This is a genomic window from Mycoplasma sp. 11548, from assembly GCF_055523555.1.
Map to the genome: position 1 here is coordinate 1083626 of NZ_JBVFVF010000001.1, position 12438 is coordinate 1096063.

Annotated in this window: 10 protein-coding genes and 1 rRNA gene; 4 read left to right on the forward strand and 7 right to left on the reverse strand. The window is 26.1% G+C overall.

Annotated features, from left to right (window positions below; genetic code table 4):
- Window positions 1–35: 35 nt before the first annotated feature.
- The gene (locus AC0B4K_RS04465; protein ID WP_465103318.1) at window positions 36–1568 is read left to right on the forward strand and encodes a transposase family protein; all 1533 of its coding nucleotides are present in this window, start codon (window positions 36–38) and stop codon (window positions 1566–1568) included.
- A gap of 489 nt (window positions 1569–2057) precedes the next feature.
- The gene (locus tag AC0B4K_RS04470) at window positions 2058–3869 is read left to right on the forward strand and encodes a restriction endonuclease subunit S (RefSeq protein ID WP_465103957.1); all 1812 of its coding nucleotides are present in this window, start codon (window positions 2058–2060) and stop codon (window positions 3867–3869) included.
- Window positions 3870–4066: 197 nt separating this feature from the next.
- Here the strand turns inward: AC0B4K_RS04470 and hinT are convergent, their stop codons facing one another.
- Genes hinT through AC0B4K_RS04485 form a run of 3 tightly spaced genes read right to left on the reverse strand, consistent with a single transcriptional unit; the run spans window position 4067 to window position 7789 of the window.
- Complete coding sequence (gene hinT, locus AC0B4K_RS04475; protein WP_465103958.1) at window positions 4067–4390, reverse strand: histidine triad protein HinT; 324 nt, start codon at window positions 4388–4390, stop codon at window positions 4067–4069.
- Window positions 4380–5621 (reverse strand): HinT-interacting membrane complex lipoprotein P60, encoded by a 1242-nt coding sequence (locus AC0B4K_RS04480; RefSeq protein WP_465103959.1) that lies wholly within the window; start codon window positions 5619–5621, stop codon window positions 4380–4382. The genes hinT and AC0B4K_RS04480 overlap by 11 nt, the downstream gene beginning before the upstream one ends.
- A complete protein-coding gene (locus AC0B4K_RS04485) occupies window positions 5621–7789 on the reverse strand; it encodes a HinT-interacting membrane complex protein P80 (RefSeq protein ID WP_465103960.1) in 2169 nt (722 codons plus the stop codon). Before AC0B4K_RS04485 ends, AC0B4K_RS04480 begins: the two co-directional genes overlap by 1 nt.
- Before the next feature lie 107 nt (window positions 7790–7896).
- On the opposite strand from AC0B4K_RS04485, the gene AC0B4K_RS04490 reads away from it, so the two are divergent.
- Window positions 7897–8421: a hypothetical protein gene (locus AC0B4K_RS04490; RefSeq protein WP_465103961.1), complete on the forward strand. Its 525-nt coding sequence runs from the start codon at window positions 7897–7899 to the stop codon at window positions 8419–8421.
- A gap of 2 nt (window positions 8422–8423) precedes the next feature.
- Here the strand turns inward: AC0B4K_RS04490 and rrf are convergent.
- Window positions 8424–8529 (reverse strand): 5S ribosomal RNA (gene rrf, locus AC0B4K_RS04495).
- Window positions 8530–8990: 461 nt separating this feature from the next.
- Here rrf and AC0B4K_RS04500 point away from each other — a divergent pair.
- Window positions 8991–9125, forward strand: a complete 135-nt coding sequence (locus AC0B4K_RS04500) for a hypothetical protein (protein WP_465103962.1) — start codon at window positions 8991–8993, stop codon at window positions 9123–9125.
- Window positions 9126–9274: 149 nt separating this feature from the next.
- Here the strand turns inward: AC0B4K_RS04500 and AC0B4K_RS04505 are convergent, their stop codons facing one another.
- From AC0B4K_RS04505 to AC0B4K_RS04515, 3 genes are read right to left on the reverse strand one after another with little or no spacing between them, the layout of a single operon-like run.
- Window positions 9275–10225: a hypothetical protein gene (locus AC0B4K_RS04505; protein WP_465103963.1), complete on the reverse strand. Its 951-nt coding sequence runs from the start codon at window positions 10223–10225 to the stop codon at window positions 9275–9277.
- Window positions 10212–10670, reverse strand: a complete 459-nt coding sequence (locus AC0B4K_RS04510) for a hypothetical protein (protein WP_465103964.1) — start codon at window positions 10668–10670, stop codon at window positions 10212–10214. The genes AC0B4K_RS04505 and AC0B4K_RS04510 overlap by 14 nt, the downstream gene beginning before the upstream one ends.
- 3 nt (window positions 10671–10673) lie before the next feature.
- Window positions 10674–12311, reverse strand: coding sequence for a S8 family serine peptidase (locus tag AC0B4K_RS04515; RefSeq protein WP_465103965.1), 1638 nt, complete (start codon window positions 12309–12311; stop codon window positions 10674–10676).
- Window positions 12312–12438 lie beyond the last annotated feature (127 nt).

Here is a 12438-nt window from a genome sequence, read left to right on the forward strand (position 1 = left end):
GAACTAATTTAATTAAAATATGGTATAAATTATTTATGAGAATCAAACATAACATAGATAAGTACAAAAACTTAACAAACTACGAACTAAAAAAACAGCAATCTCTCATATTAATTGCTGCTAATATTGAAAAATCTTTATCTCAACTTAGTTTAATTACAAACCTTAGTGTATCAACTGTAAAAAGATATAAAAAAATAATAAAAAGTAATCAAGAAATTGACATCAGTCATAAAAATAAAAATCAACAAAGAAGTTGCAAAGTTACCGATTCAGAAATTGAATTAGTGTTTAAAGATTATTTAAAAACATGTGAAATTATTTTAAATAGCATTCTAACAAATAACCAACTTTCGTTTAAAAGTTATTATTATTCAGAATATGGTTCTTTTATAAGGCAAAAAATTTCTTACAAAACTTTGGTAAGAAGATTCAACCAATTAGGATTATTTAATATACATACAACCAAAAGAGGAAGAAAAATAGCAAAAATATCAAAGAAGAAAACTTCACAAGAGACAACATTGCTATTAAAAAAATATTATAAACAAATTAAACAAAATGAAAAACAAAGACAAGTTTTGGGTCTAAAGAAAAATTTAGAATTTGGTGAAATTGTTGAAATCGATGCTCAGCTTGAACCATATTTAAAAAATAATAAACCATTCTATCTTTATCATGCAATTGATGTTGCTACTGGAACATTATTAGCAGCATGATTTGAAGAACAAGAAACAACATTAGGATATCAAAGACTGTTAGAAATAGTATTTAAGAAATATGGATTTCCAAAGAAAATTTATACTGATAAAAGAAGAACTTTTTGGGGAAACGAAAACGCACAAACAATTTTTGAAAAAGATTTAAATAAAAAAGGAATAGAAGTACTCAGTTCATCTAATCCCAAACATAAACCTCACGTTGAGAGATCTTTTAGAACATCATTAGATCAATACCCATTATTAATTCATGAAAACGGATATAAAGATATTAATGATTTAAAGCAAAATAACGAAGTATTTCAAAATTATTACAACACGAGGAATAAAAAAATAATTTCTAAACATAATGTCTTTCAAAAAGAAGGAAAGAAAAACGGCAATTGAGCCGTTGATTTAGAGATTAATAGAAAAGTTTTAAATGGTGTTGTTAGATACCAAGGTAAAAACCTTGCAGCTTTCGATATGCATGACAAAAGGATTATATTTCCTTATAATTCTGATGTTGTGTTAGTACATTGTTCTGATGATAATTTGTATTTTAAATATAATGGAAAAAAATACTTTGCCAAAGAACCTAATGGAAAATATCTAAGCTTTACAGAAATGTGAGCTCTTGAGAAAGGTTTAGATTATTCTATCCCTGCCGTTGGAAAACTAGCATTTATCCATAAGAAAACAAACTCATTTTTTAAAACTCTTGAATTATACATCTCAAAGTTTAATAGTGTCTCTGTGAATGCACAAGGAAATAACCTTGAAGCCAATAAGATTATGGCTGAGTATTTAGAGATACTTCGAACATTACACAGAAGCATCAATGATGAAATAAAAATTGATGCATATTAATTTTAATATTTTTTAATAAAAAAGAAAATAATAAAAATAGAAAACACGGGCACGTGTTTTCTGGAAGTTTTGCTTACTTTTTCAAAAGTAAGGCCCCCTTGATTGCAATCAAGGGCGGGGGGTTAAAAATCTTTTTGCTTCATTTTGAAATTTTATAGTTAATTTAACAATATGCATAATTATGTCTTAATTTTTTAGACAGTAAAAACATCAAAAAATATATAAATTTTCCAATTTAGTTGCCAAAGAAGAAAAAAATTTTTTTGGTTTGTTTTTTCGTTATCTTTTTTTGCAACAAAAGCATCATAATATAAATCAAAAAATAAAAAAATGATTAACCCCAACAGTCTGGGCAAAAAATTAAAAATGTAGTTCAAAAAAGTAGTTATTCTACAAGTTATTTTATATAAATCTAATTAAATAATATTGATAATAAGCGGTGGAAATATTTTCTGTTAAAATTAATTATTATATGTTAAAGGAACCATTATGAATAAAATTGAAAAGTTAATTAAAGAATTCTGTCCAGATGGTGTTGAACATAAGAAGATAAGAGATATTTTTGCCCATTTCAATGGAATGACTGGCGTATCTTTAAAATGAAAAGAAACAGGTAACTGCAAATTTATTGATTATATGAATGTTTACAAGAACCTTTATGTGGATACAACAAAGTTAGAAAATGCTACTGTTAAATCATTTAAGCAAAATACTTTACAAATTGGAGATATTTTGTTAACTTCAGCATCAGAAACTGATGATGAATGTGCTATTTCAGCAGTTATTATTGATGAAATAAAAGATAATGTATTTTTAGATGATCATCTTTTTGGTATTAGGTTAAAAGATGATTATAAATATCTTGTTAACCCTTCTTTTATTAACTATTATTTCCATGCACAAACTTTTAGAAATAATATTAAAAAAGTAGTAAGAGGCGTGACGCGTTTCTATATGTCAAAAATTGATTTCATGAATCTATCTATTCCCCTCCCGCCCCGCGCGGTCCAAGATGAAATTGTGAAAATTCTTGATAATTTCACAGAACTTACCACAGAACTTAAATACCGTAAGCAGCAATATGAGTATTACAGAGATAAATTATTAACTTTTGATGATTCAAAAGTTAACGTTGAGTATAAAAGAATCGATGAATTATTCAAGTTAAGCAGGGGAATTGTTATCTCTAAAGATTATATTAGAGATAACCCAGGAGAATATCCAGTATATTCATCACAAACCGAAAATAACGGTGAACTTGGCAAAATTAATACGTACCAATACGATGGAGAATATATTACTTGGACCACAGACGGAGCACATGCTGGAACTGTATTTTATCGCACTGGTAAATTTAATATTACTAATATTTGTGGATTATTGGATCTTAAAACTAATGATAATATAAAATACTTATATTATGCATTATCCATCCGTACAAAAGAACATGTAAATATCGGAATGGGTAATGCCAAACTAATGAGCAATGTTATGGCTGGAATTCAAATTCCCCTTCCACCACTTCCAGTGCAAAACCGCATTGCAGAAGTATTGGACAACTTTGAGGAAATTTGTCATGATCTCAAAATTGGCTTACCTTCTGAAATGTCTTTAAGACAAAAACAATATGAATATTATAGAGATCTCTTATTATCATTTAATATTAATGATATTGAGAGAGAGAGAGAGAATAATCCAGGATTAGCCAAATTATTTGAATATATCTTTGGTTTTGAGCTAGTTAGTTTTGGGTGTGGGGTTAAATATAAGAAGCTTGGAGAATTAATTAATAATTTGCCTAAAGGTACGTTAAAGACTACTGATTTAATACCAAACGGTAAATACCCTGTTATAAACTCTGGTACATCTATTTACGGATATTATGGTAAATTTAATAACAATGGTGATGCAATAACAGTTGCTTCAAGAGGTAATGCTGGATTTGTACAATACATGGATCAAGACTTTTGGGCTGGTGGATTATGCTATCCTTTTAGAAGCAAAGATGATAATGAAATATTAACTAAATTTCTATATTATTACCTAAAAAATATTCAACAAAAAATTAGAGAAACATTAGTATGTGAAGGAAGTATACCAGCACTAAATAAAAAGGATTTAGAGGATATTATTATTCCTATCCCACCCCTTCAACTCCAAAACAAAATAGTTGAAATCCTAGATAATTTCTCTGGCTTAACAAATGATTTAACTAAAGGCTTACCAGCTGAAATAAATCTTAGACATAAACAATATGAATATTATAGGGATAGATTATTGAATTTTAAAGAAGTAAAATAGCAACAAACTAATTGTTGTTGCTATTTTAATTAATTCTTATATTTTGTTTGAATTATTTTAATTTAAATTTTAATATTTAATACATAAATAATATTTTTAAAGCAAAGTAGTAAAGTTCACATGAAAATATTAACTTATTTTTTTAATTTAGTACAATATACTTTTTAACAAATCCAGCTTATTAAAAACTGGTTTTGTTATTTATAGGGAATAATATGCACATGGGTATGGAAAACTACTTGCCCAGCACTTTTTCCAGTATTTACTTGTAATTTAAAGCCTGAACAATTATGTTCTTGAATATAGTTATTAGCTAATTTACGAGCCATTAACATTAGATATACATAATCTTCTTCATTATTTTTTAAAATATTCTCATCAGTTACTTTAGGAACAATTAGAAAGTGACCTGGTTGCACAGGATTAATATCATAAAAAGCAATTATTTTTTCATCCTCATAAACAATATTCGCAGGTATTTTTCTTTCGATAATTTGAGTAAAAATACTCTTATTCTGCATATTTTAATCCTTGAATGGCTTTTTTAAGATTTTCATCTTCAACTGTTAATTTAATTTTATTTCCAAGCTTAACAAAAGCATCTACAGCTTGTTCAAATAAATTATTATCATAATCATATAATGCGGTAGTTAATTTAATTAAATCTTTAATTAAATAGGTGCCTTCTAAGGTTAATTTTTTAACATTAATCGTTGGTTTTTCGCTACGTTCTTCTTGCTTAGGATTTTCAATTTCATAATCCTTGCCTAGAGGCAATAACCAACTAACATAGGTTACTAAAATAGAGTTGCTCCCACTAGTAATTGGTAAAGCTTCAACTAATGTTTCATCATCATTAACTTTAATTAAGGTTTTTTTAGAATAATCATAAAATCCGTTAGCTAGTGTTTCAGTTGTATTATTCTTTAATGCATTTAATTCAAAATTAAAATTTAATGAAGAAGCCTCTAAGCCTTTATAACCACCAATTTTACGTTCATATTCCCTATTAGAAAATAAAACATCATCATTAGCTACTTCTTTTGCATCAAATGATTTAAGAGATATAGCAGTATAATCCGCAATTTTATTGATTGTTTTTACAGATGAAGTAAATAAATCATTTTCACTAGTACTTGAATGAGTTCAAGTTTGGGTAAGTCTTTTATTTACTAAATAATCAATTAAAATGAAGTTATTTAGATCATAATCATCTTTTCTTGATTGATACTGGCTTGCATACACTTTTTCTAAATCTTCTTTTTTAGAAATTGTTAGATATTTATTAACTAATAAATTCTGTTCAACAGTTAATTTAACCTTTGATTCTTTAATATTATAAAGAATCAAGAATTGTTCCATTGTTACATTTGGATAATATGAATTAAGCAAACTTTTTAAATCATTATATTGAGTTTGATTAATTAAACCTTTAGATAATAAATCACTAATTTGTTTTGGAAGATATTTAGTATCCTTTTGGAATTGATTTTTTAAAAATGTTTTATAAGCTTGGAAGGCATCTTCTTTATATTTAGGATTATTAATATTTTCAGATTCTGAAACACTATATAAAGATTTTAAGGTGTTATCTAGCCATAAGGATTGCACAACATCTTTAACATTCTGACCTGAAAATAATTTATCTTGAGCTATTTTTTTATCAGTATTAACATCCCGCCCACAAGCTACAGCTACAACAGGAATAAATCCAAGAGTTGAAAAAGTTAATAATTTTTTAAGTGCTTTCATTAGTTATTTCCTTTCTCAAAATACTTTTGAAATTCTTGTTCAGCTAACTCAAAAGCATTTTTAGAGTTATTTAGTTCTACTGATGCTTTGTCAGATCCTAAATAAGCAACTCTAACTACTCCATCTACATTTTTAAAGTTAAGGTTTGTAAGTGAATTAACTTTGTCTTTAATATATGTATCAATTTTTTCATATAAAGTTAATTCATTTTTTAATTTAAGACCATTTCTAACTGATGATACTTCATCTTTCAATTTGCTAATCAATTCATTGGTATATATGTTATTATCATGATTTTTCTGTGTTAATAACCAACTTACAAATTCAAGGTCATTTAATTTATCCAATACTAATAATTCTTTTGATTTGTATGCATTTAATTTTTCATCAAATTTGAAGTATGAAGCATTTCCACCAGCAATATTAACTAAATCATTAGTAATATATTCTTTAAAATTGTCAATTGTATCAAGATGCTCATTTGTAAAGATTGCTATTCCCCCAGGAGTTAAAATTAAAGATTGTTCTTGTTTATCTTTAATTTTATAAACTAAAGAATTATATGTATTGCTATTAACTTTAATAGCAAAAACATCACTATATTTTGTTTTAATAACATCATTAAATTGTTCGCTAGTTAATTGTGCAAAGTAACGATCAATTAATAAGTTTGCTTCTTCCAATTTATTAGAAATTAAGTTGAACCTATCATTTTGATTACCTTCACTTGCATTTGTTGCTAAATCCTGTGCTTCTTTAATCAAATTAGCAATTTCTTGTTCAACATTAGGGTTAAAACCACTAGGCATACTAAATACTTGTTTTAAATCAATTTCTTTAAAATTATTTGAGTTTTTAAGTAAATTATTTGCAATTGTCCCAAATGAAAGATCAATATTATTATTGATTAAGTCGCTCATACTTGAAGTTCCTAAGAAGCCTAAAGAACTATCAGAAGTTAGCGTTAATGCACTTAAATACGTTTTATATCTTGAAGTTTCTTCTTTAAAAGCATCTAATGTTTGGTCTTTATTGGTATAAAGTCCATATTCACTTGGTTTTTTAAAATTAAGTAATAAATCAATATTTTGACTTACTTTTATATTAGAATTTCCTTCCTTTAAAACTGAATATTTCAGATTATTAATATATTTTTGACGAGCAGTTGTATCTGTTAAACTAAATCCAAATCTAGAATCAGAATTAACAACGCCAGGTAATAAAACTGAAGTTGGAATTAAAACATTGTTATTATTAAAGTAATTTCTAATTACATTATCAGCAGGGATTAAATCAGTAATATATGATTTAGTTTGAAAAAGTGTCGCTTGAGTTGGATTGCTGGGTTGAATAAAGTAATTTACACCTTCTTTAAAGTGTGGAAATACTTTATCACCTTGGTTAAATAAAACAACTGCTTGGTTATTTGCGTCTTTTACAGGATTTCCATTAGTATCAATTTTATAAATTGTTTTCTTAGCTGTTTTATTAATAAAATCTAAGCTTACGGTTTTTACTTCTACTTCGGAAGATCTAAGCGCAGTTGATTCAATTTCTTTAAATGTTAAATATTCAATTGCATCTTCTTCACTAGTGCTCTTCCCATACTCATCAGTTAATAATCTTTCTTTATAAACATTTTCTCATGTTGAATATCCATACGTTGTTTTTAAATTATTTTTAAGATCGTTAATTTTCTTTTTCTGATTTTCTTTAATTTTGTCTAGTGAACTAAGCTCAATTGATAAATTTGCATTTTCATTATTGCTAAGTGAACTATTAACAATTTCTTGGTATTGTTTTGAAGCTAAAACTTCCTTTTCATACATGTAAAAAATAACTTTTTTATAAGTATCATCAAATTGTTTTGAATAGTCTGTGTCGTTTGTTTGTAATTTTTTTGTTAAATCACCAATTGAAATATTTAAATTATTATTAAAAACAAAAGCATTCTCACTATCTTTTTTTGGTTCAATATAATTTACTTTAGTAGTATTGATAACTAAGGGAACTGTAATACCAGTTATAATCATAGTTGCTAAAGAACCCAAAATTGTATAATTGATTCAATTACGTTTTGTCTTTCTGCTTAATTTTTTATTTTTTTCATCAAAATTATCATTTAACTCTGATAAACGTTCAAAAAATGATCTTTGTCTTTTTGCCATTTGTTCTCCTATCTTAAAATTTGGCATTTTATTATTAAGCCACTTTTTTTATAAATTATAACAAAAAATAATTATAAAAGTGTACGTTTATAATTATAATTATAAACATGAAAACAAGAAATTTTTTAGACACTCTTGGTGCCTTTGATTTATTAGCTAAAAAACATAAATTTATTTACTCGCTTTTTTCTAAAACTATTAATAGTTTGGCTTTAAACCAAAATACTTCACAGCCATATGAAGTAGTCATAAATCTAGAAACCTTAACTACACTATTATTTCTAGAAAATAATGTTTTAATTGGAAACCGCAGTTATGCGGCTGAAAACACCATGCCGTATATTGCCTTAAATAATGAAAAAATTTATTTAAATTTATTAATAAAAACAACCAAATCTAATTATAACTTGGTTGTTAACACAAAGTATAACAAAAAAATTGAATATAACTTATTTAAATTAATTAATAAGTTATATTCACCAAATCCTGATTTATTAATTCTTTTATATTTTGATTCAAATGAAGGATTAACAAAAATAAAAAAAGTTATAAATGTTAATCCAGATTATTATTCAGTTATCGAAGTTGCTGGAAAACAATTTCCATACATTGAAGAATGAAAAAAAATATAAAAAAATAGCGGCTTCCTATTTTCACCTTTAGGCTATCGTCGGCGTAAAGAGGCTTAACTACTGAGTTCGGAATGGTATCAGGTGATCCCTCTTGCTTTAACCACTGATAATAGTATAACACAAAAAAATAAAAGTCAAAATATTTTTTATTTTTTTTTTTAGTCTTTTATAAAACTAATAATGCAACACAATCACAAAGTGATTCTAGCAAAAACACAGAAGCAGTTGAAGCAGAATGATCAAAAGTAGAACTTTATTTAAGAACATCTGGGTCACAAAAGAATTTTGGATTAAATTATAATCATACAATTCCTAAACAATTTAAACTTTTTTACTCTCAAGATGGAGAACAATGAACCCCAGTATCAAATCAATCACATCAACATTACTATGACTTTGTCCAAATTAATTCATTTGATTTACCTAGCGGTTATCTAAATATAGAAGATAATTCTATACCAAGTGGTTCAAGAACCTTTACTAATAATGATAAAGATAAATTTTTTATTCGTATTGCAAACAATGTTTCAGCTTTTGCCATTGAATTTAAACCAATTAAAGCTAAATATATGAAAGTTGAATGAGTTAGTGCAAGAAATGAATTAACCAAAGAAAATGTTAGTAAAAATCGACATGCAAATGGTAGATATTTTAAAAATAATGATACTCTACAAGTTGGTTCAACTGTGACAATCATACTTTAAATCAAATGCACCAGAAGAGAAAAAATCAAAAGTAACAGGTGATTTAGACCATGCATTTGTCGAAGTTAAATTCTTTAGTCCTAGCGCAGAGCATAATCCATATAAAAAATGTTTGGGTAGTTCCAAACATTTTTTCCTTAAATTATAAATTATTGATATTGCTTTTTAAATACTTCTTTATATCATTTAACAAACTTATCTCTAAATGAAAGAAGTTTTTCATTTTCTTTTCTTAATATTATGCTGTATTTTACAGCATGTTTCTTTTTTACTAAGTAAACTTCTCATTTTACAGAAGGAGCAGGATCATATACATCAGTTTGGTGATAATGTATAAAAGTTTCATGATGACCTGTTATTAATGTTATGTTAGTTCTATTATTATCATATATTGGGATTATATAACCAGCTCCATCGGAAAACCTATCCCTACGTACAGTAGTTATAACTACATTATAGTTATCTAAAATATTATAAACATCTTTATTATCTAAATATAATTCTTCAAAAAGTTTTTTAATCTTTTCAGCATCATTATAATCACTAAATTGGTTTAACTCTTTAAATCTATTTATTATATACATATTAAAATCATCTTTTGAAGTTATCATATATGAATCTTTAGCTAAATAATTTTCAGGATTTTTTGGTTGCAATGATTTATCTAAAAAATTCTCATTGAAAGTATCTAAATCTTTTTGTTTATATTCTATTTTTAGTGTATATTGATCTTCTTTTAATCATTCTTTAGGGACAAAGACTGCAATGTTGGTAAATTTTTGATATATAGGATAAATAACTTTGTATATTTCTTCTATTTCGTTAATGAGTTCTTCTTCGGTTGGTTCTTTTGGTTTTTCTATCTTATCATTTAATGTTGGTTTATCAATATTTTGATTTGAATTTTTATTTTCTTTATCTGACACAATATTTTGATTTAAATTTGGATCTTGTTTAGGTGCTGGTTCATCTTTGACTTGCATTATTTCTATTGGTTTCGTAGTCTCTTTAATTGTACCTTGTTTCTTTGCATTACATGCAAAGGTGAATAAAGGTGTTAAAATTGGGCTAAATAACAAAATTTTCTTAATAATCTTCATTTCGTACCACATGTGTTAGTGCAACAATATCATCAACAGAATTTGCAAAAGAATTTGTCGATACTTTAGTAACTATATATCTGTAACTTCCCGATTCGGTAATCTTATGTTCTATTAACTCATCATTAGTTAAAACAGTATAAACGCCTTTAACTGTAACTCAAGCTCCAGTCTCATCTTTCTTTTGTAAGATTAAATCATAATCAGTAAACCATCTATCATATTGACGTTTCTTTGCTTCTTCTTGATTAAGTCATAAATAATCATTATGAGTATCTGGTAAAGTCGAATATGGGTTATTTCAAGGTGTATAAGGAGTTTCGTTTGTTACTATTTTTGAAATACTTAAACGATTTAATTTATTTTCTCAATAGCTGTTATTTTGTAATGAATAATATGAATTAAGTGGAGAATCTAAAGATTTTAAAATACCAGCATTAAACATCCATTAACTAGAAATTTTAATAGTTTGATTTTTACGTAATTTAAGTTCATCGCTTCTTAAAACAATTTGACTTGCTTCAGTTGGACTAATTGTTTTAACTTGGTAATAATTAGCTGCTTCAAGCATTGCTTTAAAATTTGGTGTTCCAGCTCCAAATTTTTGCTCATAACCACTTGTTTTATAGCTAAACCCAGTTAGTTTAGGACTAACAGCTGATGCTGATAAAATTGCTTTTACAATTGCAACTCTGTTGTTAGAATTTCTTATATCTGATTTATATTTCATTAAATTAGAAATTAGTCCTGTAACAACTGGTGCAGCATAGCTTGTGCCTAAAGAATACTTATTATTTTCATAAACTGGGTTATAGAAATATGCAGGTGCAACAACTAACGGTTTAGATATATTGCTAAATTCATCTAATAATTGATAGTTAGAATAATTTGCAACTTTATTAGATCTTAAATTTTGCTTGGTAGCATTATTTTCTAGTGCCCCCACAATTATAGAATTAAAAGATAATTTATAATCTGATATTAAGTGCCTACTATTATTGCCATTATTTCCCGCGGAAAAGATATTTATCACACCATATTTACGTGATACATAATCAAGAAAATAAGCATTTTCATTATAGCTTGAAAAATAATTTCGATTATCAATTTCGTTTCCATTCATATTTACTGACATTAGTGGGCCATAACTATGATTTATTAATCTTATGCCGTCTTCTTTAATCATTTTCTGGATCGTTTTATTCCAATGTCCATCTCTGTGGTTACTTGTGTATAAGTATACCTTAGAAGATCTATCTATACCATATTCTCCTGCAGTAATTAGTGAAACTATTGTAGAGTGAGAATTTTTTCTGTCTTTAATATAAGCATTAATATCATTTATTTCTATCCCATTTTTAAAATATTTCTCGTAATTTCTATCAAAGTTATTAGTTCAATATTCTAATACACCAATTTTACCAACATAATTATTATTGAAATAATTAGTTGCATTAACTATTGAGGCGTTTTTATTTGATGAGTCAATAAATTTTTGCAAGTATAAATCCATAAAACTTTCATAATTTTTATTTTTATAAATTGTTGGATCAAAGTTACGAGACATTAATTCATATGGTATTGGATCTAGAAGTTCACGTGGTGGATCAAGTTTATTTGCTTCAAATTTATTAACTTTATTCTCAAAAAGAATAAATTTCTCAATTTCATTTCAATTTTTTATTGAATTAACAAAACTTTCCCGATGTTTTTCTGTTTCAAAATAGAACCAAACAATTGGGAATATTTCACTAGTTTCGAATGATTTATATCTCAAATCATTTATTTTAACTTTATTTATAAAATTAAAATTAAACCTAGCTATTAAATCTTCATTTTGAGTTTCAAAACCAGGATTTAATAATAATTTAAGTTCATAATCATTATTAACTGGTATATTTACTACTTGATTATCTTCAGATAAAGCAGCTGCTATACCTTGTCCACGAATCTCAAACTTATTAGTATTTAAATTATCATATCAGTCTTTTGTAACAATTTGTTTTAAAGTTTTAGGAACAAAGAAAGCAGATAGCCCTGAAAAACTTATAAAAAGTCAAAATAATGATTTTAATTTCTTTAGCATAAAAATCTCCTTATTAAATTTACCTAAAATATATTTAATTGTTTAAATAACATTAAAAATTCTATATATAAATTATAACATAATTTAAAGTATTAATTAATGTGGTCAAATTATGACCTATCTTTTT